Here is a 25,570-nt window from a genome sequence, read left to right as displayed (position 1 = left end):
CGCGTCTGCCAAAACCTTTTGGTGCCCGGATCCGAGTAAAGCATCCCACGATCCGGCCTGTCAACCCTTGAAATCAGGGCGCTTGACCGACCGTTAGCCCATCGCTATAGTCGGACAAAACCATTTGGCAACCAAAGGAGATGCCGTCAGTGAGCGTTCTGGAAGTAGCTCGGGTCACCATCGACCCCACCCGTTCACAGGAGTTCGAGGAGGTCTTCCGCGAGGCGATCGCCCTCGTGCAGGCCGCGCAGGGTCACCGCGGATCGCGCCTGGCGCGCGATGTGGAGAATCCCGGCACCTACCTCTTCCTCGTGAGGTGGGATGACCTCGCCGACCACGTGGACAGGTTCGCCGGCTCGGAGGCCTTCGGCAGGTTCGAGAGCCTGATCGGCCCGTTCCTGCTCGCCGCCCCCGAGGTCACCCATGTCGAGGGCGCCGACATCGAGGAGGTCGTCCGATGAGCACGATCGCGATCATCGGCACCGGCCTCATGTCGAGGGCCCTCGGCGCCGGCTGGACACGCGCGGGCCACACGGTGCGCATCGGCGCCCGCACGGCCGAGCACGCCACCGCCGAGCTGCTCGGCTTCGAGCCCGGCTTCGTCGGGTCGCCCGCCGAAGCGGTGGCGACGGCGGACGTCGTTGTGCTCGCGATCCCGTTCCCCGCCGTCGCCCCGCTCGTCACCGAGCTCGGCGACTCGCTGAAGGGGAAGACGATCGTCGACATCTCGAACCCCTTCGACCACCTGCCGCACAACGAGCGCGCTGCCGCGGAGTACACCGCGGACGCCCTCGGGACGACGACGGGTCTGGTCGCGGCGTTCAAGGACAACTTCGCGGCGACCATCAACGCGCCCGGTGCCGCCGACGGCGAGCGGCCCGACGTGAAGCTCGCCGGCGACGACCCGGAGGCGAAGGCCGTCGTCGCTGCTCTCGCGCGGGACCTCGACCACCGCGTGATCGACTGCGGCCCGCTGCACAACGCGCGCCTCATCGACGGCATGGTCTCGCTGATGCTCATCCTCGACCGCACCTACTGCGACTTCACCATGAAGACCGGCTGGCGCTTCTTCGGGATCCCCGCCGGCGTCGAGGGCCTGCGATGACGCGACGCACGATCGACGTGCACGCGCACATCGGCAGGACCGTCGCGAACGGCATCGGTCAGAGCGTCGACGAGCTCATCGCCCGCATGGACCGCGCGGGGATCAGCGAGGCGCTGCCCTCGCCTGCCGCCGCCGACCGGCAGGTCGACGGCATCGCCGACACCCGCCGGATGAACGATCTCGTCGCGGCCGCCGTCGCCGAGCACCCCGAGCGGTTCCCCGCCGGCCTGGGGCTCGTCGAGGTGCGGCACGAGGAGCACGCGGTCCACGAGCTCGTGCGCATCATCGACGACCTCGGACTCGCCGGGATCTCCGTACATCCGACGCTGGAGGGCTACTACCTGGACACCCCGCTGCGGGTGGATCCGCTGTGGGAGGTGCTCGACGACCGCGGCGCGCTGTGCCTGATGCACTCCTCCCCCGACCCCGGCTCCGGGGAGGCGCCCGCCGCGGTGCGCTCGGTGGTCAGCCGTTTCCCCCGCGTCACCACGTTCCTCGGACACGCCTTCCTCACCCCCGACCAGAAGAGCGCGTCCATCGAGATCGTGCGCGAGTTCCCGCACGTGTACTTCGACGTCGCCTACCAGTCCGATCCCGCGATGACCGCCTCCCTCGTCGAGGAGGTCGGCTCGGAGAAGGTCGTCTTCGGCACCGACACGCCCTTCTTCGACAGCGCGCTGGTGCGGCAGTCAGTGCTCGATGCCGAGATCTCCGAGCAGGCGAAGGACGACGTGCTGTACGCGAACGTGCAGCGCATCCTCGACGCCCGCCACTGAACGCTGTCCGCAAGAACGAAGAGCCCGCAAGAACGAAGAGAGAGAAATGTCAGAACACACCCCCGTCCGGCTCGGCGTCATCGGAGCCGGTTACATCGCCGGCGTGCACGGCACCGCCGCCGCGACCATCCCCGGCGAGGTGGAGATCGTCGCGATCGCCGACGCCGACCTCGCCGCGGCCGAGGCGCTCGCCGCCCGCTTCGGCCGGCCCCGGAGCTACGGCGACGTCGCCGAGATGCTCGCGCAGGAGGAGCTCGACGTCGTCATCATCGCGACCTGGCCGAGCACCCACCTCGAGCTCATCCACCAGTGCGTCGAGGCGGGGGTGAAGCACATCCTCTGCGAGAAGCCCTTCGTCCTCACCGGCGAGCAGGCCCTGGACGTGTGGCGGCTCGCCGCCGAGAGCGGCGCTGTCATCACCGAGGCCTTCATGTACCGCCACCACCCCGCCATCACGCGGATCGACGGAATGCTCGGCCGGCGCGAGATCGGCACCATCGATCACGTGCGGGCGAGCTTCACCTACGTCAACCTCTCGGCGGAGCTCGGCATCGACCCGAAGGACCCGAACCGGCCGTGGCGCTTCCGCGCCGATCAGGGCGGCGGGGCGCTGTACGACATCGGCGCCTACGCGATCAACGCCTGCACGCACGTCGCCGGCGCCGTGCCGACCAGGGTCGCCGCCTTCGGCCGGGCCGAGAACGTCTTCGGCACGAGCGACAGGATCCACGGCATCATCGACTACGCGAACGGCGTGGTGGGGATGATCGAGGCCAGCGAGGTCTCGGACTCCACCCAGGAGCTGCAGATCTCGGGCGACGGCGGCACCCTGTACCTGCCGTTCGCCTGGACGATCTTCGACGAGACCGAGATCACGATCCGCCGTTCGATCCCGACGAGTCACCGCGACCCGGAGCGGCACTTCCGGACGATCGACGACCGCTTCGCGATCCCGCGCTCGAACGCCTTCCGCGACCAGCTCCTGAACGTCGCCGCGGTCGTCCGCGGGACGGCCGCCCCCCGGATCTCCCTTGCGGAGACGGTCGTGAACACGATCGCGTTGGAGGCGCTCGCACAGAGCCTGGTCCGGCGCGAGGAGGTCGCCGTCGAGGTGCCGGACGACGTCGCCGCCGCCTTCGCCGCCGTCACGTCCCACGTCGCGGTGTAGGGCCCGATCATGACGGCATCGGCGGTGCTCATCGGCACACTGGACACGAAGGGGCGGGAGTACGCCTACGTCCGCGACATCCTGACCGCCTCCGGCGTCGATGTGGTGCTCGTCGACGTCGGCGTCCTCCGCGAACCCGGCACCGCGCCGGACATCCCGGCGACGGAGGTCGCCGCGGCCGCCGGCATCGCTCTCGCCGCGCTGCGCGGCGGGAGTGAGGATGCCGACGGCCGTGCGGCCGCCCTGGACGCGATGCGCCGCGGCGCGATCGAGATCGTCCGGCGGCTGCGCGAGGCCGGCCGTTGCGACGGCGTGCTGGGCCTGGGAGGGTCGGGAGGGAGCGCGCTGCTCAGCGCGGTGATGCGCTCCCTCCCGTTCGGCGTGCCGAAGGTGCTCGTCTCCACGATGGCATCGGGTGACGTGAGCTCCTACGTGGGGGTGAGCGACCTGTGCCTGATCCACTCGGTCACCGACATCGCCGGCCTCAACCGGATCTCCCGGCCGATCCTGCGCAACGCCGCCGGCGCCCTCGCCGGCATGCTCGCGACGCCGCCCGAGCGGATGACCGGCGATCGCCCCGCGGTCGGCGTCACGATGCTCGGGGTGACCACGCCGTGCGCGCTGCGCGTCGTGGACCGTCTCGACGAGGCGGGGATGGATGCGGTCGTCTTCCACACGGTGGGCTCGGGCGGGCGCGCCCTCGAGTCGCTGCTCGCCTCGGGCGTCCTCACCGGGGTGATCGACCTCACGGTGAAGGAGATCACCGACGACCTCCTGGGCGGCGTCTTCGTCGCAGGACCCGAGCGGATGCGCACGGCCGGCCGGCGGGGCCTGCCGCAGGTCGTCGTGCCCGGTGCCGTGGAGGTCATCAACTTCGGTGCCTTCGACACCGTCCCCGAGGAGCTGCGGGACGGATCCCGGCCGCTCATCCGGCACAACGAGCAGGTGACCGCCGTGCGCGCCACGCGCGAGGAGCTGCTCCGGGTCGCCGATGAGATCGCCGATCGTCTGAACCAGGCGACCGGGCGGATCGAGGTCCTGATCCCCCGCGCCGGCTTCGACAGCTACGCCGCGCACGACGGCCCCTTCGCGGATGCCGCCTCGGACATCGCGTTCGGGGAGCGTCTCGCCGGCCGGCTTCGCGCCGGCATCCCGGTCGTGTGGGCGGACACGGACGTCAACGACCCCGGCTTCGCCGATCTCGTCGCCGATCGCTACCTCGCCTTGGCCGGTGAGGATGTCTCTCCGGCGATCCCGTGAGACGCCTCCTCCGCGCCCTTCCGTACACCGCTTGCGCCGTCCTCGGCGGAAGCGGTGTCGCGTTCCAGGCCGGGCTCATGGGCGACGTGGCCGCCGAGCGGTCGGCGCTGCCCACGTCGACGGCGATGTTCCTGATCGGCACCTTCGTGCTGGCGGTGGCCGTGCTCTGCACCCCGCGGGCGCGGGTGGCCCTTCTGCGCCTCCCCGCGACGGCGCGGCGGCACCGGATCGCGGGGCGCGACCTGCTCAACGGGCTGGGCGGCGCGGCGACGATCATCGTCCAGGCCGTGGCGGTCGGCCCGCTCGGCGTGGCGATGTTCACGCTCGGGATGATCGGCGGCCAGATCGGCGGCGGCCTGGCGCTCGACGCGATCGGGGCCACCGGACGGCGGATTCCGATCGGTCCCGTCCGGCTGCTCTCCGGAGCCCTCGTGCTGATCGCGGTCGCCCTCAGCTCGGCGAACGGCGCCGAAGCCCCTTCGCCCGTCATGCTCGGGCTCGCCATCGGCGGCGGCGTCGTCGGCGCCTGGGTCGGCGCGGCGAGCTCACGCGTGCACCGCGCCACCGGATCCCTGCCCGCCGCCGCGCTCCTCAACTTCGCGGTCGGCGCGACAGGCCTCATCATCGCGACCGTCGCGCTCGGCGAGGGGGCGATGGTGCCCTCCGCGCTGCTCGACCTCCGGCTGATCCCCGCCGCCGTGCTCGGCATCGTCGCGATCAGCGTCTCCACCCTCCTCGTCGTCCGGCTGGGCGTCCTCGGGCTCGCGGTGTGCTGGACGATCGGTCAGCTCGCGACGGCGATCGCCCTCGACGCACTGCGTCCCGGCACGTTCAGCTGGCTCACGGTGGTCAGCGCGGCCCTCATGCTGCTGGCCCTCGTCCTGATGACCCTTCGCGCGCCGAGCCCGAGGGCCGAGCCGAGCGCTACTTGATGCCCGAGGTCTTCAGCGAGGCGACGATGTACCGCTGCAGGATGAAGAAGACGATGAGCGTGGGCAGAGCCGAGAGGAACGTCACCGCCATCATGTAGCCCCACGAGCCCTGGTACTGCGTCTGGAAGCTCGTGATGCCGACCTGCACGACCCACAGACGGGAGTCGGAGGTGATCGTGAGCGGCCACATGAACAGGTTCCAGCTGGCGAGGAAGTTGATCACCGCGACCGACACGAAGGCGGGCTTCGCGATCGGCAGGAAGACCCGGAGGAACGTCTGGAAGTGGCCGCAGCCGTCGATGCGCGCGGCCTCCTCCAGCTCTCTGGGGACGGTCAGGAAGAACTGCCGCATGAGGATCGTCGCGAAGCCACCGAAGAGCGTGGGGACGACGATCCCGACGTACGTGTCGAGCAGCCCCATCTCGCGCACGATGACGAACAGGGGCACGAGCACGACCGGCAGTGAGACGAACATGGTCGCCGCGACGCCGAGGAACACCATCTCACGTCCGCGGAAGCGGAGCCGCGCGAGCGCGTAGCCGGCGAGCGAATGGATGACGAGCACGAGCGCGGTCGACGACACCGACACGATGACGCTGTTCAGGAGCCATCGGAACACCTGCGAGTCCGTCAGCGCGAAGCGCAGGTTCTCGAGCGTCCACTCGCCCGAATCCGTCTGCAGCGACTGCAGCACCATGATGATCAGCGGCGAGACCACGACGATCGAGATGAGACCGGCGACGACTGGCCGCGCGATCTGCGACGCCCCCACCCTGCTGCGGCGCCTCGTCACCGCGGCCCCGGCGTGACTAACCGTCGACATCGAACCTCCCGGAGTTCGTCACGCGGAAGAAGACCGCGGCGGTCGTGAACATGATCACCGTGAGCACGGTGCTCATCGCGGCGGCGTACCCGAACTGCCCGTACTGGAACGCCTGCTGGTAGATGTAGTAGATCGTCAGGGACGTCGCGTTCGCGGGCCCACCCTTCGTCATCACGAAGACGAGGTCGAAGGACTGCAGGCCGGTGAGCCCGATGACGGTGCCCATCAGCACGACGAAGAAGACGGTCGGACGCATCATCGGCAGGGTGATCCGCCAGAACTGCGCCCACGCCCCCGCGCCGTCGATGCGCGCGGCCTCGTAGAGCTCGGCGGGGATGTCCTGTCTTCCGCCGACCATGACGAGCATGTAGAACCCCATGAACGACCACAGGCTGATCGCGATGACCGTGAACAGCGCCCACCCCGGGTCGCCGAGCCAGGAGGGGGCGGGAACGCCCAGCGCGTTGGCGACGATCGCGATCGTGCCGTTGCCGTCGGCGAGGATGAACCGCCACACGAGTGCCGTCGCGACGAGACTGATGGCGTTCGGCGCCAGCAGGAGCGCCCGCCACAGCCCCACCCCGAGGTACTCGGTGTGCACCAGGAGCGCGAGCGAGAGCGAGAGGATCGTGAGGCCGGGGACGAAGGCGAGCGCGTACACCGCGGTGACGCCCAGGCTCTGCCAGAACAGGGGGTCTCCGAGCATCCGCTGGTAGTTGGCGAGACCCACGAAGGTGACCCCGCCGAACGTCACCTCGCACAGCGACATCACGATCGACAGGCCGGCCGGCAGCGCGATGAACAGCAGCACACCGATCGCCATGGGCGAGAGGAACCCGACTGCGGCCGCCCCGTCACCGCGCAGCGTAACGGGGTTCCGGCGGCGCGACTCGGGCGGGACGGTGAGGGTGACGGTGGAGTCGGTCGTGATCGTCATCGCAGCGACCCCCTCGCGGGCATGCACCGCCACGGCGCGGTCGGGGTGTTGAGCGCGACGAACTGCTCGGACGACGCGATGCGCCACCCCGAGGAGGTGCGCCGGTACGTCTCCACGTACCGGGCCGCGTACCAGGACGATCCCTCGGGGCCGGCGCCGGGCACGAGCACGCTCCACTGCCCGTGCGCCTCGTCGCCGTCGACCTGCAGGATGTCGTTCCCGACGATGTGTATCGAGAACACCGAACGCCGGTGATGCTCGGTGAGGAAGTCCACCATGGCGCGACGCCCCTCGACGCGCGCCATGGTCCCCTCGTCGTCGATCGGCGCAATGAACACCACGTCGTCGGTGAAGACGCGGTCGACGAATCCCGCGACGTCGATTTCCCGCTCGGTGTTCCATCGCGTGTCGACGCCGTCCTGGTAGACGTGCTTGAGCCGGCGGATCTCGTCGAGCGCCTCCAGACGCCCGATCCGCTCCGCCAGGTCGACGATTCGGTCATCACTCATGCTCTGCTCCCTGCTACGACCTCGGCGTCCTCGAGGATGAACTGCGCGGCACGCTCCCCGATGAGGAAGACCGTGGCGTTCGGATTCGCTCCGACCTCGGTCGGCGCGACGGAGGCGTCGGCGACCCGGAGTCCCTCGACTCCGAGGACGCGCAGGCGCTCGTCGACCACCGCGCCCATGGCGCAGCCGCTCATGGGGTGCCAGATCCCGTGCCCGTACGTGCGCACGTGGTCGAGGATGTCGTCGTCGGACTCCGACGCCGGCAGCAGCCGTTCGCCGGCGATGATCTCCCGCAGCGGTGCCTGCCTGGCGATCTCGAGGTTGAGCCGCACCGCCGCGATGATGAGCGCACGGTCGTGCGGATCCGCGAAATGGTCATGGCGGATCAGCGGATGCGCGGTCGGATAGGGGGATCGCAGCCGCACCGTTCCGCGGCTGCGCGGCCGCAGCACCTGCGCGATGACCGAGAAGCTCCCGCCGAGGCGATCGGCCCAGGTGTTGCCCGGCCCGTTGTAGAACGGGTAGACCATGGTCTCGGTGTCGGGCGGCCCCGACTCGTCCAGCGCGGTGAAGAATCCGCCCGCCTCGCCGAGCGCGGAGCCCTCGTCCACCCCGGGGGTGTTCGAGTACCAGTAGAGGCCGACGCCCGAGTGGTCCTGCAGGTCATCGCCCACGGGGAGGTCGGCGACGACCTCGATGCCGAGCGAGCGCAGGTGGTCACCGTGCCCGATGCCGGAGAGCATCAGCAACTGCGGCGAGTTGTAGGCGCCGCCCGAGACGACCACCTCTCTCCGCGCACGCAGCGTGCGCACCACGCCGAGGTGCTCGACCTCCGCGCCGACGGCGCGGCCGTGCTCGATCACGACGCGCAGCGCCTGCGTGTGCGTGAGCACGTCGAGGTTCGCCCGGTTCCGGGCCGGGTCCAGATAGGCCGTCGCCGACGAGACCCGGCGTGCCCCGGCCAGGCTCAGGGGGAAGTACCCCGCGCCCCGCTGGCTCGCGCCGTTGAAGTCGTCGTTGCGGGGATGCCCGGCCGCGACGGCGGCATCCACCCAGGCGGATGCGACGGGGTGCGGGCGACTCGTCTCGGCGACGGCGATCGGCCCGTCCGCACCATGCAGCGCGTCCTCGCCGCGGCTGCTCGACTCCATCGCGCGCAGGGTCGGCAGCACGTCGTCGTAGCCCCACCCCGGGAGGCCGAGGGAGCGCCAGGAGTCGTAGTCCTCCCGCGCGCCGCGCAGGAAGATCATCCCGTTCATCGACGAGCTGCCGCCGAGGACCTTGCCGCGGGAGAGGCCGAGGCGCCTGTCCTTCAGCCCGGGCTCGGGTTCCGTGTCGTAGTTCCAGTCCGAGCCCGTCACCTGCTGCAACGGCCACAGCGCCGGGGTGCTGTAGATCGGGTCAGTGTGCGGGCCGCCGGCCTCGACGAGGGCCACCCTGACGCCCGGATCCTCGCTGAGTCGCGACGCGACGACCGTCCCCGCCGTCCCCGCGCCGAGCACGATGTAGTCGTACTCCTCCTCGTGCGTCACAGCACTGCCGAACTCAGACGATCTCGCCACCCTGATAGCCCTTCAGATACGTCTCGATGGTCTGCTGGGCGGCTCCGGCCGCGTCCGCCGCAGGAGTGCCGTTGAGCATCGACCCCTGGATCGCGTCGCTGATCGCCTTGAAGATCGGGGCGGGATAGCGGGGCTCCCCCCGCACGCGGGTGCCGTCGCCGACCACCTCCTCGAGCACGTACTTGAGGTTCGGGTCGTCGAAGTAGCCCTGGCTGCGTGCGTAGTCGTTCACCGACGCGCGTGTGGCGATGTCGCCGTTCTTCGCCACCGTCACCCAGTCGGCCATCCGCTCGATCCCCTCCTGATCGGTCGAAGCGAAGAGCCAGGTGACGAACTTCGCCGCGGCCTCGGGATCCTTGCCGTTCTTGTTCACGACGGCGGCCCATCCTCCGGAGGTCGTCCAGTACTCGCCGCCCTGAGGGACGGGGAGCTTGAAGGTGCCGTACTCGAAGTCGGGTGCGTTCTCGTTGAGGATGGAGATGACCGAGCAGACCATCTGCTGCATGGCCGTGTAGCCGCTGCCCAGGTTGCCCAGGATGTCGCCCGAGTTGCCGTTCTTCACGGTGCGGGGTGCGATCCCGCGCTTGATCGAGTCCTGCCAGAACTGCAGGGCGTCGATGGTGCCCTTGCTGTCGAAGACGGCCTTGCCGTCGCGCACCGCGTCGCTCCCGCCCTGCCACATGAACGGCTGCCACTCGAAGTTCTGGAGCGCACCGGGGGTGGTCTCCCACAGAGCGCCGTACGACCCGGAGCCGGTCAGCTTGTCGGCCACGTCGAGCAACTGGTCCCAGGTGCGCGGCACGTCCGCCTCGCTCAGGCCGGCCTTCTCGAACGCCGCGTGGCCGTAGTACATGAGGACGGGCTCTGACTCGAGCGGGATGCCGTAGACCTTGCCGTCGACCATCCGCGGCCCCATGACCCCGCCCGCGTCGAGGTCTGCGAGCGCCTCCTTCGAGAGGTAGGGGGTCAGGTCGAGCATGACGCCCGCGTTGTAATACTCGAGGAAGAGCGCCGAACTGATCAGGAAGATGTCGGGACCTCGGCCCGACGCGAACTGCGTCGCGAGCTTGTCACCGGCGAGGTAGTTGGACGTCGGGACGTAGGTGAGGGAGACCTGCTTGTCGTTGTTCGCGTTCCACGCCTCGACGTTCTTCACGAACCAGTCGGCCTGGGTGCTCGTCGAGGTGCCCTGCACAGTTCCGGTCGGAGCGGGAGCGTAAAACTGCCAGAAGTCGAGCGCGCCATCTCCGCCGCCTCCCGATCCCGATGGAGAGCAGCCGGCTAGCAGGGCCCCGGACGATAGGGCGATGCCGGAGAGCCCGGCCGCCTGCAGAAACGTCCGCCTGGAGACGCCGGACCTGGTCGGAATCTGGAGGGGACGGCGTGAAAAGGAAGGGGACATGATCATCCAATCGATCTGAAGGTTTCACGCGGTCGGCAGGCCTTCCGTCGGCGGCCGCACCGATGTGACCACCGCTTCGGCGCCGGTGCCGCGCAGAGAGATGGAGAGAAGATGTGGGTGTGGTCCAGGGCCGGCCGTGGGGCGGGTCACGCCTCCGCGCCCTCACCGTGGTAGGTCCGGAACGACGGGTCAGCCGGTTCGAACGAGGTCTCCCAGTTCAGGCCGGCGTCGGCCGGCAGGAACACGCGACGGAACGGCAGTTCCGCGTCGCGCGGATCCATGCGCAGGCCGGGCCCGTAGAACACAAGCATGTGCAGCGGAGCCCAGCCCTTGTTGTGGGTGTCGTGGTAGGTGCCGCGCGGGATGTGGACGTAGTCGCCGCGCGTGATGCTCATCCGGTTCCCGGCGCCGACGGTGGCGTGCCCGTCGCCCGAGATGACGTAGAGCACCTCGTCGGAGTCCTCGTGCACATGCCACGCGTGCGAGTGGCCGGGAAGCACCACGGTCTCGATGACGGTGAGCTGCGTGCCGGGGTGGGTCTCCTCGGAGATGATCACCTTGTTCGGCCCCCAGGGCACGACCTCGGTCTCGCGGTCGGCGGGCTTGATCGGGTTCTTCGCGGTCATGGGCTGTTCTCGTCTCTCTCGTGTCGGGCGCCGGGCGCTCTCGTCAGGCCTTCTCGGTGCGAGCCTGGAGGCTCAGCTCGCGGAACTGCGCGATCGTCTCCTCCACGGCTCGTTCCACCGGCAGCCGCTCGATGCTCGACGCGCCGAGGAAACCGTCGACGTCGACGCGGTCGTACACGGTCTGCACGTGCTCGGGCACGTCGAACGGACCACCGTGGGCGACGACCCAGACGCCGGGGTTCTCGCGGCGAGCGGCTTCGGTCATCGCGGCGACCCGATCGCAGGCCTCATCGATGCTCACGGCGTCCTGCGCCCCGATGTAGCCGCCGACGGTCAACCCCACATGGGCGCCGATGACATCGGCGCCGGCCCGCGCCATCGCTGCCGCCTCACCCGGGCTGAACGCATAGGCGACGGTGAACACGTCACGCCGGTCGCACTCGGCGATCAGCTCGACCTCGCGCGGGTAGCCGAGATTCGTCGCATCGATGTGGGCGCGGAACGAACCGTCATAGATGCCCGCCGTCGGTACGTTGGTGATGCCGGAGAATCCCAGATCGACGTACTCGCCGATGAGCCTGTCGAACGGCCGGTAGGGGTCCGCCGCTCCGATGCCACCCACCACGGGCGTGTGCGGAGCGGCCGGAAGCACTTGGCCGGCCAGGCCGATCGTCATCCCGTTCGAGTCGCCGTACGCAAGATACCCGGACAGCGAACCGTGGCCGTCCATCCGGAACGGCCCGGTGTTGTATGCCATCAATACATCGATGCCGGCCCGATCGGCGGCCTTTGCGATAAGTCCCACCCCCGCTCCGCCGAGCACGAGCGGCTGACGCGCGTCAACTCTCGCCTGCAGCCTGCTTCGTACTTCTGCGCGACTCATTCCGGCCACATTGCCTCCAATGTCTTCATTGCGGACAGTGAGTACGCTATTGATGCCGAGTAAGGTTGTCAAGAAGAAGGAGTGACGCGATGACCCCAGAGCAGATCGCCGAGGCGCTGAGCCAGGCCATCCGGGAGCAGGAGTTCCCGCCGGGTGCGCCGCTGATTCAGGAAGACCTTGCCAAGCGATTCACCGTCAGCCGCAACCCGGTGCGCGAGGCGCTGCGCATGCTGGCGTCTGACGGACTCGTCACGATCACCCAGGGCAACGGGGCGGCCGTCCGGAAACTCTCAGCCGAGGAGCTCAACGAGCTTTACGACATTCGGCTCGTCCTCGAACTCCAGATCGCACCGCACATCGTCGAGGGGGCAACAGGACGCGCCCTGCAGTCTCTCCGCCGGCTCATCGAGCAGATGGAGCATGCATCCTCCACAGGGGAATGGCTCAGGCTGAACTTCAGCTTCCACCAGATGATCTATGGCCTCGCCGATCGGCCGCACACCGAGCGGATCCTGAACTCCCTGCTCTCCTCCGTTCAGCCCTACTCCATTCAGAACGTCGAGCAGCTGGGCGGCCGCTCACGCTCCGATGACGCGCACGCTCAAATCGTGGACGCGATCGCCGAACGCGACGCCGAGCGCTTGGCGTCGCTCTTCCGCGAGCACCTCGAGAACACACGCTTGAAGCTTGAGCAACTCTTCAACCAGGGACCATCGTAGACGGGGCATCGACGACCGAGACGAGGCGTTCGGCCCGACCGCCTCGTCTCCATCTCGGTGCCGACAAGCGTCGTCCAAGAATGATCCGCATCGCGATCGCACCTCAGTTATGCTCCGCCGCTCACACCGCAGCCGGATCCCGGGGTCGGCGTTGATGGGAGGCGACCAGGGCAGCGGTCGGCTCGTCCAGGAGCAAGGATGTCGGCACGGCCGGTGAGTCCCTGCTCTACTCCGTCCGCACCACGGTGAGGGCGACGCCCTCCGACACCCGGTACGAATTGCCTGCGACGAGCGCGCCCAGGGTCCGGCGCATGCGGGGGATCTCGGCGCGCACCGTCACCTGATGCTCCGCGTCGCCGTAGAGCGCGCGGCTGAGTCGCTCCGCCGACGTGCCCGCGGGCCCTGCATCCGCGAGCGCCGCGAGGATGTCGGCGTGACGGCGGCTGAGCGACGTGCGCCAGGTTGAGTCCGCCGAGCTCACCACGAGCTGCGCCTGCGCCCCGCGAAGGTCCAGCAGAGCGGTGAGGGGTGCGTCCTCGCCGCGGGGGCTGATCAGGCAGCCCCCGCGCAGCCGCTCGGGCAGGCAGACCCCGAGCCCCGGCACCGCGATGGCGTGGTCGGGCTGCGGCGCCTCGACGCGGTCGCGCACCGAGACGCCCTGCTGCGTCGCGACCCAGCCGTGGTCGTCGACCACGAGCAGCGGACCGGTCATCCCCGCCAGCAGAGGCTGCGCGGATCGCCGGAGCCTGTCCAGGTGCTCTCCGTGCTGCCGCCACAGCCGGGCCTCCGCCCGTGCGACGGAAGGAGCGCGACGGCCAGGTCAAGCTCGCCAAGGGCGACGTCGATCACCTGACCGAGGATGCCGTGGTGCTGAAGAACGGCACGGTCCTGCCCGCCGACCTCGTCGTGTACGCCACCGGCTACGGCTCGATGAACGGCTGGGCGGCCGATCGTTTCCGCCGGCGTCTCGAGTTCGGCAGCGTGCCCGGAACCCACCGCGGACGGGGGTGAAGGTCACGCTCCCGAGCTCGCCGACCTTCAGTGGCCGGCGACCCATCAGGCTGCGCCCTTGCTCGCCGTCGGAGCGATCGGGGTCTGCGCGTTGATCCAGTCGGCAACGTCAGCCTCGCGGTATCGCGCGTGCTTGCCGACCTTGATGCAAGCAGGCCCGTCTCCGGTAATCCGCCAGGCTTCGAGGGTCCGCTTAGAGACCTGGAGGATCTCCGCGACCTCGTCAGTGGTGAGCAGTCGAGCGATCGTGATGTCCGTCATGGCGAGCACATACCCGGTGCCAACCGAATCGTGTTCGGGGGTGCTCGTACGAACCGGTAGCACCTGCGCAGCAGGTTCGCGATCGACCTCGTTCTCGGCGATAAACGGACCAAAAACGGATCGGGCCCCTTGTCGGGGCCCATCTGTGTTCCACATACACGTCCTCGATTTCCGCGGAATTCCGCGTGTATCAAGGTGGAACTAAGTAGCAGGAGCGGGGCTTGAACCCGCGACCTCACGATTATGAGTCGTGCGCTCTCACCAACTGAGCTACCCTGCCGCACGGCATTCATCTCGCCAGAGGCGGATGCTGCGAGCCCCGAGTCAGGATTGAACTGACGACCCCTTCCTTACCATGGAAGTGCTCTGCCACTGAGCTATCGGGGCGCTGCTGCCCTGTTCAGGCAACCACACGAGAATACCAGATCTCCCGGCCTCTCACGAAACCGGGGTGACCCCCTCGTGGCGTCCGGCGTTCTCCTGCATCCACGGCAGCGGGTTGACCGTCGAGCCGTTGATGATGATCTCGAAATGCAGGTGCGCGCCGTAGGAGCGGCCGGTGTTCCCGACCAGTCCGACGATGTCGCCGACCTTGACCTTGTCACCGGCCTTGACGCGCAGCGAGCCGTACTGCATGTGCGCGTAGTGGCTCGTCACGACCTCGCCGTCGATGATGTGATCGACGTACACGGTCACACCGTAGGCCCCGCCCGACTCGGTCGCGATGCGCACGGTGCCGTCGGCGATGACCTGGATCGGAGCGCCGTTCCCCGGCACGAGGTCGATGCCGGCATGCAGACGCCCCCAGCGCTGCCCGTAGCCGGAGCTCATCGCGACGCCGACCACGAACGGCCACTGGATGGCGGCCTCCGGGTCGTTCGTGTAGAGCGTGTCGGAGTACTGAATGCCCTGCTCGGCGGCGAGGTCCACGAGGGACACCGTCGAGTAGTCCTCGCTGCGCTGCAGGTTCGGGTCGGCCACGTCGGAGGAGGACACGAAGGCCTGGATCTCCTCGTCGGAGGCCTCGCCGGCGACCTCGGATGCTGAGGTGACCAGCGACATCGCGGACGTCGCCTGGACGCCCTGCGCCGCGGCGACGGCCTCGGCGGGCAGAGTCATCGACACGGCGAGCAGACCCGCGATCCCCATGACGCCGACGGTCGCGCCGGCCGCGACGATCCGGCGCGCCTTCGGGCGACGCGTGCGCCGCGGGACGACGTGCGACTCGGTCGCGGGCTCGGCGTCTTCGGCACCGGCCGTCTCGTCGGCGGCGGGCTCGGCGCGCTCGGCCGCGGGGGCGGACACCGTGTGCGTCCGGAAGACCTGGGATGCCGCGGTGAAGGGATCCTCGTCGACGGAGGCGTCGGAAGCGTCGTAAGCCGCTTCGGCGACCGGGACCTCGATGGCCGGCTCCTGCGCCACGGGCTCGTCGACGACGGGAGCCTCGGTCATCGCATCGTCGTGCTCGGCCACGTCGACCGGAGCGGTCTCGGACGTGACGATGACGACGGACTCCGCCAGGATCTCCTCGACCGGAACATCGGCGACTGGGATGCGGGGAGCGTTCGCACGCTGCGCTCGGCGGCTGCTGGCCGGCATCGGCGAGAGGTCGATGGCCGGGGCGTCGACGCCGCTCTGCGGGGCCACGACCGGCGCGGTCGGACGCCGGCGCGCCGCACGTCGCGACAGCGGCACGCTGACGGCATCCGCGGATGACGGGACGGGGATCTCACCGGCTGTCACCTCATCCACCGGGGTCGCGGAGGCCGCGATGCGGTGGCGGCTCGAGCGGCGCGTGGGCGCACTCTCAGCCTCAGGGGTATCGAAGGGCAAAACGGGGATCTTTCGGTCAAGCTCGGGGGCGCTTACACCTGCGTCTTCGGGTGACGAAGGTAACGAATGGATAAACAGTACCCTGTCGTGTCTGAGAATGCCATGAGCGGCACTCACTTCTCCGTGTCGAGAAGGTCACGCAGTCGGCTGTGGACGTCGACTCCGCCGGCGATGAGCATCGGCCGCGCAGAATCCGTGTCGAAGCGGCTCACCCGGCCGCCGGCCTCCTCAACGAGGAGCGCGCCCGCCGCGAAGTCCCACGCGTTCAGCCCTCGCTCGAAGAAGCCGTCCAGACGTCCCGCAGCGACGTACGCCAGATCGAGCGCCGCGGACCCGCCGCGTCGCAGATCCCGCGCGATCGGCATCACGCGGCGGACTGTCAGCAGATCGCCGTCGTGCGTGGCCGGGTCGTACCCGAAGCCGGTCGCGAGCAGCGCCCCCGCCGGCGTGGAATCGGTGACCCGCAGACGGCGGTCGTCCTGCCACGCGCCACCGCCGCGGGCCGCGGAGAACATCTCGCCGAGACCCGGCGCGAAGACCGCGGCGGCCAGCGACGCCCAGGAACCCGGTACCGCCGGGCCGCGCACGGCGGCGATGCTCACGCTGTACGAGGGGATGCCGTAGAGGTAATTGACGGTGCCATCGATGGGGTCGACGACCCAGGTCACGCCGGTGGTCCCGGCATCCGATCCGGACTCCTCCCCCAGGAACCCGTCGCCCGGACGCTCATTCGCGAGCCTGGCTCGGATGAGCTCCTCGACCTCGCGATCCGCCTCCGTGACGATGTCCGCGAGCGTGGACTTCGTCGCGGCGAGGGACACGCCGACCGCGCGACGACTCCTCGCCAGCTCGCCTGCCTCGCACGCGATGTCGACGGCGAGGGCGCGCAGCCCCTCGGACTCGGCGACGGGCGCCGTCACTGCTGCGACGGCGTCGGCGGGACGGGCGGGAGAGGCGGCACCGGCGGAGGCGGCGGGAACTCCTGCGGGGCGGGCGCGGCTGTTTGAGGGGTCGCGCCGGTCTGCTCGGGCGCCACCGGCGCGGCAGGAGCAGACGGCGGCTCGGGCTGCCCGGGCTGGGGCACCGGGTACGGTTCCGGCTGCGGTTGGGGGTAGGGCTCCGGTTGCGGCCGGGGGTACGGTTCCGGCTGCGGGGCCGGGGACGGCTCAGGCTGAGGCTGCGTCGGGGGCGTCGGATGAGCCGGGGGCTCCGGGAACGTGGACTGCGCCGGGTCGGCCGGCCACGCTGCCGCGGTGGGACCGGCATCCTGCGGGGGCCAGACCGGAGCCTGCGGCTCCTGCGGGTGGGCGGCCGGCGCGGCCACCGCGCCGCCGAGCACGGGATACGCCGGCGCGGGGAGCGCCGCGGCCTGCACGGTCGGGTGACCGGTGTAGTACGCGTTCCAGTCCGGGGAGCCGTCGGCGAGCACGGGCAGCGGCGTGACGCCGTCGCCGTACGTCGGCCAGGAGGTGGCTGCCGGAGCGACAGCGGGCTTCTGCTTCTTGGGCGCGAACAGTGCGTTCAGCAGCGGAATCAGAGTCGTCCCGACAGCCGTGAGGATCGCGAGTGCGACGACGATCCGCCAGTAGAGGTCGTTGTAGACGAACGTGTGCGAGAAGGTCAGGTAGAACACCAGCATCCCGGCGAGCGCCACGAGGAAGACGAGCGTCAGGTAATAGATGACCCGCGTGAACACCGTGATGTAGCGCTCGGCAGCGGGCTTGAACAAGCGCACGTGCAGCAGCGTCAGCTGCAGGATGCCGACGACGAGCAGCAGCTGGAAGAAGCGCTCCGCACCGACTCCATAGGACCCGGGCTCCTCCGGCAGCCAGATCTTCACGGCCCCCACCAGCAGGGCGATGATCCACGTGATCATGCTGGACAGCGCGAGCCAGTCCGGGCGGTTCGGCGCGAGGCCCGCCTCGAGGATCGCGATGCCTGCGAAGGCCGCGAGCAGCAGGATCGTCAGGAACGCGCGGCCGATCAGACCGTCCTGGTCGCCGATGAGCACCCACACCACGCACACGAGCGCGGCGGCGATCAGCGCCCCGATCGCGATCCAGATGGCCCCTCTGATGAGCAGCGATGCGTTCGGCTTGGCTGCGGTGACGTCCCCCGGTTGCGACATGGCGATCCTCTCGTCGGTCTGCGCTGCTCTCATCCTGCCATGCCCCTCCGACCCGTGGGAGAGGTCGACGGGCGGCGCGTTCAGCCCCGCCGGGCGGATGCCGCGGCGAAGGCGGCGACGCGTGCCTTCGCGTCCGCAGTGTCGAAGGATGCGCCGATCGACCGCGCCTCCTCGCTCAGCTGCTCAGCGAAGGAACGCGACGGCTGGGACCGCACCAGCCGCTTGGCCTGGCCGTAGGCCGCGGCCGCACCCGCGAGCCAGAAGCGGGCGATCTCCTCCGCACGCGCTCGGACGCGGTCGGCCTCGTCCGCAGCATCCGATCCGTCCACGATCTCGGCGACGATCCCCCAGTCCCTGGCCTCCTCGGCCGACAGCAGACGATCCTGCAGAACCAGCTGCAGCGCGCGGCGCTCGCCCACGGCGCGGGCGAGCTGGGCTGAGACGGACAGGTCGGGGGTGAGACCGATGTTGGCGTACAGACTGCCGAGCTTGGATCGGCTGCCGACGACGGCGTAGTCCCCGCTGAGCAGGATGCCGAGGCCGCCGCCCGCGGTCGTGCCGTGCGCGGCCGTGACCACCGGTACCGAGGATTCGACCAGGGCCCGGATGCCGGCGTTGATGACCTCTGCCAGCGCCGAGATCTCGGCGCCCGATCCCATGGTCGCCGCCATGTCGATCAGGTCGCCCCCGGCGCAGAACGATGGCCCGGCGCCGTCGATGAGGATCGCCCCGACGTCCTGACGCGTCGTGGCCTCGGTCGCGGCATCGCGCCAGGCGTGGGCGAGGTCGGCGTTGAAAGCGTTGAGCCTCGACGGACGGTTCAGCGTCAGGCGCGCCATCCCCTCGGTCACGGACAGCAGAATGGCCTCGCTCATGGCGTCTCCCTCGATGCGCAGGACGGGTTCGTCGACTTCAGCGTAACGGCCGCGCCGATCAGGCGGCGTCCGCGACCACGCGTGCGACGAAGCGCTCCATGCGCCGGCGTGTGCCGTCCAGGCGCATGTCCGCCTGCCCGGCGGCGCGGATCTCGTTCGGGGCGAGCGGATGCGCCAGCCGGACGTTCTCATGACAGGACAGGTCCGCGCAGATGTAGGTTCCGATCGCGTCTCCGCGACGTCCGGCTTCTCCCGCGCGCCGCGCCGAGAACAGCGCGACCTGGTTCCCCGGCTGCAGGGTGTGGCAGATGTTGCACATGCCGGACCGCGTGCGGCCGGGGTCCGTCGCACGAAGCACGATGCCGACCACGCCGTCGTCGATCTGCGCCAGGATGTATCCGCGCCGCGCCATGGACGGATCGCGCCACGCGAAGAAGTCGAGATAGTCCCAGTCCGTCAGCACGAAATCGTGCGGCAGCTCCATGACCCGGAGCTCCTCCTGCTCGGCGTTGACGAAACTGGCGCGGACCTCTGCCTCGGTGAGCGCTCGCATCGTTCCAGTCTCACGCGCACGGTTCGGATCGCGCAAATGGGATGCGGGGTGCGGCGTGCTCCTCCCCGAATCCCCCTCAATCCGATAAATGTGTGAAGGGCCCCGCTGCGCGGAGCCCTTCACACATCTGGTGGCGAGTGAGGGATTCGAACCCCCGAAGTCTAAGACGGCTGATTTACAGTCAGATCCCTTTGGCCGCTTGGGTAACTCGCCAGTGCACACCCGTCCGGCTTGTCCAGCCAACCGGGGGCGCGAAGATCCATAATACCCGCGTCGGGCGAGGGGACGAAATCGGGCGATCAGGTCGAGAGACCTGCCCCATCGCGCGCCTCCAGCGACTCCGGCGTGCGCAGCAGACCGCCCTCGGAACGGCAGGTCGCGGCGGCCACCGCCATGGCGCGCTCGAGCAGTTCGCGCCACTCGTCTGTACCGTCCGGAATGCCGTGGACAAGCCCTGCGGCCACGGCCGCGAGCGTCGCATCGCCCGCACCGACCGTGTCGATGACCCGCCCGGGAAGCGCCGCGATCGGAGCATCGACGATTCCGGCATCTGCTTCCAGCACCGCGCCATCCGCGCCGGCGGTGGCGAGCACGGCGCGCGCACCGAGCCCGCGCAGACGCCGGCGCAGCGCCTCGAGATCGCCGTCGTAGAGGAGCTCGGCGTCATCGGCGCCGACCTTGACGATCTCCGTGCCGCCCACGAGCGACTCGAAACCGGTCACGAACGCGTCGCGGTCGCTGAGCATCCCTGCGCGCGGATTCGGATCGATCGCCACCCGGGCACCGCGGATCGCGGAGGCGAGGGCGTCCACCTCGGCAGTCACATCGAACGGGAAGCAGCTGATCGCCACGAGGGAGGCCTCGGCGATGGCCTCGCGCGCCTCCGCGCCGTAGCGGATGGTGCGCTGCTGCGCGGCGCGGTTGAACACGTAGGTCGGCTCGCCGCCCGCCGACCGCGTGACGATCGCGCGGGACGATCCATGAGGCGCGGGCGTCTCGATCAGCCGCACGCCATGATCCCGCAGGTACTCGCGGATGTGATCGCCGGCCTCGTCCTCGCCGACCATCGCGATGAGCGCTGTGCGCACACCCATCCGCCGCAGGCCGACAGCGACGTTGAGGGCCGCTCCCCCGACGAGCTCCCGGATGCCGGCCTCATCGCGGATCTCATCGATCAGCGCGTCGCCGATCACGACCACCTGTTCCGCCGTCTCTGCACTCACGTGACGAACCTACCGCGTCGCCCAGCGCGCCGATCGAGCGCCGCTCCTGCGCCGCGATACCGTGACGTCATGATCCCGCGCACCGCCCCGATCGCCGCGGCACTGCTGCTGACGGCGCTGCTCGTCGGGTGCACCTCCTCCGCCCCGTCCACCGGTGAGGAATCGCCGGCCCCGTCCGGCACGTCGGCGCCTGCCCCGGGGCCCACGTACACGGCGACGCCCGGACCCGTCCGGACGCCGTCCACGATCACGATGCCCACGGACTGCCGCGCGATCCTCTCCGACTCCACCCTCGACCTGCTGTCGGACCACCCGCTCAACGACAAGGCGTTCGCCCCGAACGGCGTCCAGGAGGACGGCACGCTCATCTGCACGTGGGCGGACCCGCGCGCCGACACCACGCGTCTCGTGACCTGGATCTCTGTCGTTCCCCGTGAACCCGCGTTCGAGATGCTCAACGAACTCATCGAAGACGAGGGCTTCACGTGCTACGAGCCGGACGCCGGCACGCGCTGCGAGAAGACCTGGGAGAACGAGGAGTATCCCGTCACGGACGGGAGGACGCTGTACTGGCGCGACGATGTGCTGATCGACACCCGATACTCGAACCTCGCCCCGCCCGGATACACCGCGGACATCGTCGCGCACCTCTTCGCCGACGTCCCGACGCCTACTCCGACCCCCACTCAGACGCCAGCAACCTGAGAGACGGCTGCCCCGGGCATCCGGAACCCGGCACGACGAAGGCCCCGATCCCTTGCGGGACCGGGGCCTTCAGATCAGGCCTTGATCAGTTTTTCGACTCGCTGGCGCTCGCTCAATCCTGACCCGATCTGGGCTCAACGCTGCTTCGCAGCATTGAGCCCAGCCGCGTCAGTTGTAGGTACCGGGCGTGATGTCGTCGGTCGAGAACGCGTCGAAGTCGACGTAGCCGAAGTCGCCGTCCGCGTACGCACCGTCGGATGCGAAGATCCGGTTCGGGTAGCGCTCGCTCTTGGCCTCCTCGGTGGCCTCCACCGTGATGTTGCGGTACTTGGACAGACCCGTACCGGCAGGGATGAGCTTACCGATGATGACGTTCTCCTTGAGACCGACCAGCGGGTCGCGCTTGCCCTCCATGGCGGCCTGCGTGAGAACGCGGGTCGTCTCCTGGAAGGATGCGGCCGACAGCCAGGACTCCGTGGCGAGCGACGCCTTGGTGATACCCATCAGCTCCGGACGGCCCGACGCGGGACGCTTGCCCTCGCCGACGGCCTCGCGGTTGATCTGCTGGTAGCGCTTGAGGTCCACCATCTCACCGGGCAGCAACGTCGTGTCGCCGTGGTCGACCACGGTGACCTTGCGCAGCATCTGACGGACGATGACCTCGATGTGCTTGTCGTGGATCGGCACACCCTGCGAGCGGTAGACGCCCTGGACTCCGCCGACGAGGTACTTCTGCACCTCGCGGGCACCCATGACGCGCATGACCTCCTTGGGGTCGAGCGTACCGACCTGCAGAGGCTGGCCGACCGTGACGTGCTGGCCGTCCTCGACGAGGAGGGTGGCACGCTTCAGGACCGGGTAGACCACTGCCTCGTCGCCGTTGTCGGGCGTGAGGATGACCTTCTTGGCCTTGTCGGTCTCGTCGATCGTGATCCGGCCGTCGGCCTCGGCGATCGGGGACGCGCCCTTGGGGGTACGCGCCTCGAACAGCTCCTGCACGCGGGGCAGACCCTGGGTGATGTCGTCCGCCGACGCCGAACCACCGGTGTGGAACGTACGCATCGTCAGCTGGGTACCGGGCTCACCGATCGACTGGGCCGCGATGATGCCGACGGCCTCACCGATGTCCACCGTCTTGCCGGTGGCCAGCGAGCGGCCGTAGCACTGCGCGCAGACGCCGACAGCCGAGTCGCAGGTCAGCACCGAGCGGACCTTGATCGTCTCCACGCCCAGCTCGACGAGCTTGTCGATCAGGACGTCGCCGACGTCCTCACCGGCGGTGGCGACGACGTCGCCCTTCGCGTCGATGACGTCGGAGGCGAGCGTACGGGCGAACACGGAGTTCTCCACGTTCGCGTCGCGGACCAGCTCGCCGGCCGAGTTCGGCGCGGCGATCGGCAGCTCGAGGCCCTTGGACGTGCCGCAGTCCTCCTCGCGGATGATGACATCCTGCGAGACGTCCACCAGACGACGGGTCAGGTAACCCGAGTCGGCGGTGCGCAGAGCGGTGTCGGCCAGACCCTTACGGGTACCGTGCGTCGCGATGAAGTACTCGGCCACCGACAGCCCCTCGCGGTACGAGGAGATGATCGGACGAGGGATGATCTCACCCTTCGGGTTGTTCACCAGGCCTCGCATACCCGCGATGTTGCGGATCTGCAGCCAGTTACCACGAGCACCCGAGGACACCATGCGGTTGATGGTGTTGTCCGCCGGGAAGTTCTCGCGCATCGCGGCCTGGACCTCGTCGGTCGCCTCGGTCCAGATCTTGATGAGCTCCTGACGACGCTCGGCGTCGGTGGTGAGACCCTTCTCGTACTGCGACTGGACCTTCGCGGCCTGCTTCTCGTAGCCCGCGACGATCTCGCCCTTGTTCGGCGGCGTGAGGATGTCGCTGAGCGCGACCGTCACACCCGAACGCGTGGCCCAGTAGAAGCCGGCGTTCTTGATGCGGTCCAGCGTGGCGGCCGTCTCGACCTTGGGGTACTCCTCGGCCAGCTTGTTGACGATCTGCGACAGCTTGCCCTTGTCGGCCTGCTCGCGGACGAACGGGTATCCCTTGGGGAGCGTGTCGTTGAAGATCGCCTGACCCAGCGAGGCGTCCACGAGGCCGTGGCGCTCGTAGCCCTCCGGAGCCTCGCCCTCGAGGAAGGTCAGACCCGGGATGCGGATGCGGACCTTCGCCTGCAGGTCGAGGGAGCCCTCGTCCTTGGCGAGCAGCGCCTCGGCGACGGACCCGAACGCACGACCCTCACCGGCTGCGCCCTCCTTGACCGTGGTCAGGTGGTGCAGGCCGATGATCATGTCCTGCGAGGGCAGGGTCACCGGGCGGCCGTCGGACGGCTTCAGGATGTTGTTCGACGCGAGCATCAGCACGCGGGCCTCGGCCTGGGCCTCGACCGACAGCGGCAGGTGCACGGCCATCTGGTCACCGTCGAAGTCCGCGTTGAACGCGGCGCAGACGAGCGGGTGCAGCTGGATCGCCTTGCCCTCGACGAGCTGCGGCTCGAAGGCCTGGATGCCCAGTCGGTGCAGGGTGGGTGCACGGTTCAGCAGCACCGGGCGCTCGCGGATGATCTCCTCGAGCACGTCCCAGACCTCGGGACGGGTGCGCTCCACGGCACGCTTGGCGGCCTTGATGTTCTGCGAGTGACCCAGGTCGATCAGGCGCTTGATCACGAACGGCTTGAACAGCTCCAGAGCCATCTGCTTGGGCAGACCGCACTGGTGCAGGTTGAGCTGCGGACCGACGACGATGACCGAACGGCCCGAGTAGTCCACGCGCTTTCCGAGCAGGTTCTGGCGGAATCGACCCTGCTTTCCCTTGAGCATGTCGCTCAGGGACTTCAGGGCGCGGTTGCCGGTGCCCGTGACGGGACGACCGCGGCGGCCGTTGTCGAACAGAGCGTCGACGGCCTCCTGCAGCATGCGCTTCTCGTTGTTGACGATGATCTCGGGGGCGCCGAGGTCGATCAGACGACGAAGACGGTTGTTGCGGTTGATGACGCGGCGGTACAGGTCGTTCAGGTCGCTGGTCGCGAAGCGGCCACCGTCCAGCTGCACCATCGGGCGCAGCTCCGGCGGGATCACCGGGACGACGTCCAGCACCATCGAGGCCGGGCTCATGCCGGTCTCCAGGAACGAGTTGACGACCTTCAGGCGCTTGATCGCGCGGATCTTGCGCTGGCCCTTGCCCTCGGCGATCTGCAGGTGCAGGTTCTCCGCCTCGGCGGCCAGGTCGAAGTCGCGAAGGCGGCGCTGGATCGACTCCGCGCCCATGTAGGCCTCGAAGTACTGGCCGAACCGGTCCTGCAGCTCGTGGAAGACGTCGTCCTCGGGGCGCAGCGCACCCACCTCGAGCGTGCGGAAGTCCTCCCACACGCGCTCGAGCTTGGCGATCTGCTCATCGGTGCCCTTGCGGAGCTGAGCCATCTCCTTCTCGGCGGCGTCCTTGACCTTCTTCTTGGCGTCGGCCTTGGCACCCTCCGCCTCGAGAGCGGCGAGCTCCTCCTCCAGCTTGGCCATCCGCGCCGCGATCTTCGAGTCGCGACGGTCCGCGAGCGTCTTCAGCTCGAGACGGATGTTGTTCTCCTGCGTGGCGAGGTCGCGGTGACGAGCATCCTCGTCGACCGAGATGACCATGTACGCGGCGAAGTAGATGACCTTCTCGAGGTCCTTCGGCGCCATGTCCAGCAGGTAGCCCAGGCGCGACGGGACGCCCTTGAAGTACCAGATGTGGGTGACGGGGGCCGCCAGCTCGATGTGGCCCATCCGCTCGCGGCGGACGGAGCTCTTGGTGACCTCCACGCCGCATCGCTCGCAGACGATGCCCTTGAAGCGGACGCGCTTGTACTTGCCGCAGGCGCACTCCCAGTCACGGCTCGGGCCGAAGATCTGCTCGCCGAAGAGGCCGTCCTTCTCGGGCTTGAGGGTGCGGTAGTTGATGGTCTCGGGCTTCTTGACCTCACCGTACGACCATGCGCGGATGTCGTCTGCGGTGGCGAGGCCGATGCGAAGCTCATCGAAGGTTGTTGCGTCGAGCACTAGTTCTCCTGTGTCGAAATTCTTAAGGAATCAGGCGATGCGACGAGATCAGATCTCGTCGATCGAAGCGGACTCGAAGCGGCTGGAGATGTTGATCCCCAGCTCCTCAGCTGCACGGAAGGCCTCGTCGTCGGTGTCGCGGAGGTTGACCGCCGTGCCATCGGCCGAGAGGACCTCGACGTTCAGGCAGAGCGACTGCATCTCCTTCATGAGCACCTTGAACGACTCCGGGATG

General features: G+C 69.1%; 26 protein-coding genes and 3 tRNA genes. 9 read left to right on the top strand and 20 right to left on the bottom strand.

Annotated features, from left to right (window positions below):
- Nucleotides 1-149 precede the first annotated feature (149 nt).
- From KYX17_RS23720 to KYX17_RS32370, 6 genes are read left to right on the top strand one after another with little or no spacing between them, the layout of a single operon-like run.
- Nucleotides 150-461, top strand: a complete 312-nt coding sequence (locus KYX17_RS23720) for an antibiotic biosynthesis monooxygenase family protein (protein ID WP_243230044.1) — start codon at nucleotides 150-152, stop codon at nucleotides 459-461.
- Nucleotides 458-1,105: an NADPH-dependent F420 reductase gene (locus KYX17_RS23715; RefSeq protein WP_243230042.1), complete on the top strand. Its 648-nt coding sequence runs from the start codon at nucleotides 458-460 to the stop codon at nucleotides 1,103-1,105. The genes KYX17_RS23720 and KYX17_RS23715 overlap by 4 nt, the downstream gene beginning before the upstream one ends.
- Nucleotides 1,102-1,881 (top strand): amidohydrolase family protein, encoded by a 780-nt coding sequence (locus KYX17_RS23710; protein ID WP_243230039.1) that lies wholly within the window; start codon nucleotides 1,102-1,104, stop codon nucleotides 1,879-1,881. The genes KYX17_RS23715 and KYX17_RS23710 overlap by 4 nt, the downstream gene beginning before the upstream one ends.
- Nucleotides 1,882-1,927: 46 nt before the next feature.
- Entirely contained in the window at nucleotides 1,928-3,049 is a 1,122-nt protein-coding gene (locus tag KYX17_RS23705; RefSeq protein WP_243230028.1) for a Gfo/Idh/MocA family protein, read from the top strand.
- Nucleotides 3,050-3,058: 9 nt separating this feature from the next.
- Nucleotides 3,059-4,309 (top strand): Tm-1-like ATP-binding domain-containing protein, encoded by a 1,251-nt coding sequence (locus tag KYX17_RS23700; RefSeq protein WP_243230026.1) that lies wholly within the window; start codon nucleotides 3,059-3,061, stop codon nucleotides 4,307-4,309.
- Nucleotides 4,306-5,241: a DMT family transporter gene (locus KYX17_RS32370; protein WP_243230025.1), complete on the top strand. Its 936-nt coding sequence runs from the start codon at nucleotides 4,306-4,308 to the stop codon at nucleotides 5,239-5,241. The genes KYX17_RS23700 and KYX17_RS32370 overlap by 4 nt, the downstream gene beginning before the upstream one ends.
- Here the strand turns inward: KYX17_RS32370 and KYX17_RS23690 are convergent.
- From KYX17_RS23690 to KYX17_RS23660, 7 genes are all read right to left on the bottom strand, one after another.
- The gene (locus tag KYX17_RS23690) at nucleotides 5,234-6,064 is read right to left on the bottom strand and encodes a carbohydrate ABC transporter permease (protein ID WP_243230023.1); all 831 of its coding nucleotides are present in this window, start codon (nucleotides 6,062-6,064) and stop codon (nucleotides 5,234-5,236) included. The two genes, KYX17_RS32370 and KYX17_RS23690, sit on opposite strands and share 8 nt — an antisense overlap.
- Entirely contained in the window at nucleotides 6,051-7,001 is a 951-nt protein-coding gene (locus KYX17_RS23685; RefSeq protein WP_243230022.1) for a carbohydrate ABC transporter permease, read from the bottom strand. The genes KYX17_RS23690 and KYX17_RS23685 overlap by 14 nt, the downstream gene beginning before the upstream one ends.
- Nucleotides 6,998-7,510, bottom strand: a complete 513-nt coding sequence (locus tag KYX17_RS23680) for a nuclear transport factor 2 family protein (RefSeq protein ID WP_243230020.1) — start codon at nucleotides 7,508-7,510, stop codon at nucleotides 6,998-7,000. Before KYX17_RS23680 ends, KYX17_RS23685 begins: the two co-directional genes overlap by 4 nt.
- Nucleotides 7,507-9,072 carry a GMC family oxidoreductase gene (locus KYX17_RS32365; RefSeq protein ID WP_243230018.1) on the bottom strand — a complete coding sequence of 522 codons (1,566 nt, stop codon included), beginning with the start codon at nucleotides 9,070-9,072 and terminating at the stop codon, nucleotides 7,507-7,509. The genes KYX17_RS23680 and KYX17_RS32365 overlap by 4 nt, the downstream gene beginning before the upstream one ends.
- A complete protein-coding gene (locus tag KYX17_RS23670; RefSeq protein ID WP_243230016.1) occupies nucleotides 9,056-10,267 on the bottom strand; it encodes a sugar ABC transporter substrate-binding protein in 1,212 nt (403 codons plus the stop codon). Before KYX17_RS23670 ends, KYX17_RS32365 begins: the two co-directional genes overlap by 17 nt.
- A gap of 353 nt (nucleotides 10,268-10,620) precedes the next feature.
- A complete protein-coding gene (locus KYX17_RS23665; protein ID WP_243230013.1) occupies nucleotides 10,621-11,100 on the bottom strand; it encodes a cupin domain-containing protein in 480 nt (159 codons plus the stop codon).
- A 43-nt stretch (nucleotides 11,101-11,143) separates the two neighbouring features.
- Nucleotides 11,144-11,983 carry a phosphoenolpyruvate hydrolase family protein gene (locus KYX17_RS23660; protein WP_243230001.1) on the bottom strand — a complete coding sequence of 280 codons (840 nt, stop codon included), beginning with the start codon at nucleotides 11,981-11,983 and terminating at the stop codon, nucleotides 11,144-11,146.
- 89 nt (nucleotides 11,984-12,072) lie between these two features.
- On the opposite strand from KYX17_RS23660, the gene KYX17_RS23655 reads away from it, so the two are divergent.
- Complete coding sequence (locus tag KYX17_RS23655) at nucleotides 12,073-12,702, top strand: GntR family transcriptional regulator (RefSeq protein ID WP_243229998.1); 630 nt, start codon at nucleotides 12,073-12,075, stop codon at nucleotides 12,700-12,702.
- A gap of 226 nt (nucleotides 12,703-12,928) precedes the next feature.
- Here the strand turns inward: KYX17_RS23655 and KYX17_RS23650 are convergent, their stop codons facing one another.
- Nucleotides 12,929-13,414 carry a hypothetical protein gene (locus KYX17_RS23650; RefSeq protein WP_243229996.1) on the bottom strand — a complete coding sequence of 162 codons (486 nt, stop codon included), beginning with the start codon at nucleotides 13,412-13,414 and terminating at the stop codon, nucleotides 12,929-12,931.
- Nucleotides 13,415-13,494: 80 nt separating this feature from the next.
- Between KYX17_RS23650 and KYX17_RS23645 the strand changes: the two genes are divergently transcribed.
- Nucleotides 13,495-13,713: a hypothetical protein gene (locus tag KYX17_RS23645; RefSeq protein WP_243230910.1), complete on the top strand. Its 219-nt coding sequence runs from the start codon at nucleotides 13,495-13,497 to the stop codon at nucleotides 13,711-13,713.
- Between the two features lie 45 nt (nucleotides 13,714-13,758).
- Here KYX17_RS23645 and KYX17_RS23640 read toward each other — a convergent pair whose 3' ends face one another.
- The 10 genes from KYX17_RS23640 to KYX17_RS23595 form a co-directional block, all read right to left on the bottom strand.
- Nucleotides 13,759-13,974, bottom strand: coding sequence for an AlpA family transcriptional regulator (locus KYX17_RS23640; RefSeq protein ID WP_243229986.1), 216 nt, complete (start codon nucleotides 13,972-13,974; stop codon nucleotides 13,759-13,761).
- Between the two features lie 206 nt (nucleotides 13,975-14,180).
- Nucleotides 14,181-14,254 (bottom strand) — tRNA-Met (locus KYX17_RS23635).
- A 35-nt stretch (nucleotides 14,255-14,289) separates the two neighbouring features.
- Nucleotides 14,290-14,361 (bottom strand) — tRNA-Thr (locus KYX17_RS23630).
- Between the two features lie 51 nt (nucleotides 14,362-14,412).
- On the bottom strand, nucleotides 14,413-15,726 hold the full coding sequence (locus tag KYX17_RS23625; protein ID WP_243229984.1) for a M23 family metallopeptidase: 1,314 nt from the start codon (nucleotides 15,724-15,726) through the stop codon (nucleotides 14,413-14,415).
- 194 nt (nucleotides 15,727-15,920) lie between these two features.
- On the bottom strand, nucleotides 15,921-16,727 hold the full coding sequence (locus KYX17_RS23620; RefSeq protein WP_243229982.1) for an inositol monophosphatase family protein: 807 nt from the start codon (nucleotides 16,725-16,727) through the stop codon (nucleotides 15,921-15,923).
- A complete protein-coding gene (locus tag KYX17_RS23615; RefSeq protein WP_243229981.1) occupies nucleotides 16,724-17,935 on the bottom strand; it encodes a hypothetical protein in 1,212 nt (403 codons plus the stop codon). Before KYX17_RS23615 ends, KYX17_RS23620 begins: the two co-directional genes overlap by 4 nt.
- Before the next feature lie 80 nt (nucleotides 17,936-18,015).
- On the bottom strand, nucleotides 18,016-18,810 hold the full coding sequence (locus KYX17_RS23610) for an enoyl-CoA hydratase/isomerase family protein (protein WP_243229978.1): 795 nt from the start codon (nucleotides 18,808-18,810) through the stop codon (nucleotides 18,016-18,018).
- A 58-nt stretch (nucleotides 18,811-18,868) separates the two neighbouring features.
- The gene (locus KYX17_RS23605) at nucleotides 18,869-19,363 is read right to left on the bottom strand and encodes an FBP domain-containing protein (RefSeq protein ID WP_243229976.1); all 495 of its coding nucleotides are present in this window, start codon (nucleotides 19,361-19,363) and stop codon (nucleotides 18,869-18,871) included.
- A gap of 128 nt (nucleotides 19,364-19,491) precedes the next feature.
- Nucleotides 19,492-19,576: transfer RNA gene (locus KYX17_RS23600), tRNA-Tyr, on the bottom strand.
- An 86-nt stretch (nucleotides 19,577-19,662) separates the two neighbouring features.
- On the bottom strand, nucleotides 19,663-20,586 hold the full coding sequence (locus KYX17_RS23595) for a PfkB family carbohydrate kinase (RefSeq protein ID WP_243229975.1): 924 nt from the start codon (nucleotides 20,584-20,586) through the stop codon (nucleotides 19,663-19,665).
- 69 nt (nucleotides 20,587-20,655) lie between these two features.
- Between KYX17_RS23595 and KYX17_RS23590 the strand changes: the two genes are divergently transcribed.
- Nucleotides 20,656-21,291: a hypothetical protein gene (locus KYX17_RS23590; RefSeq protein ID WP_243229963.1), complete on the top strand. Its 636-nt coding sequence runs from the start codon at nucleotides 20,656-20,658 to the stop codon at nucleotides 21,289-21,291.
- Nucleotides 21,292-21,459: 168 nt separating this feature from the next.
- Here KYX17_RS23590 and rpoC read toward each other — a convergent pair whose 3' ends face one another.
- Together rpoC and KYX17_RS23580 are read right to left on the bottom strand one after the other, a co-directional pair.
- Nucleotides 21,460-25,335: a DNA-directed RNA polymerase subunit beta' gene (rpoC, locus tag KYX17_RS23585; protein WP_243229961.1), complete on the bottom strand. Its 3,876-nt coding sequence runs from the start codon at nucleotides 25,333-25,335 to the stop codon at nucleotides 21,460-21,462.
- Nucleotides 25,336-25,383: 48 nt separating this feature from the next.
- Nucleotides 25,384-25,570, bottom strand: a 187-nt coding sequence (locus tag KYX17_RS23580) for a hypothetical protein (protein ID WP_243229951.1), incomplete at its 5' end; no start/stop codon positions are given.

This window comes from Microbacterium sp. CIAB417, from assembly GCF_022788845.1.
This window is presented reverse-complemented; position numbering and strand designations above follow the sequence as displayed.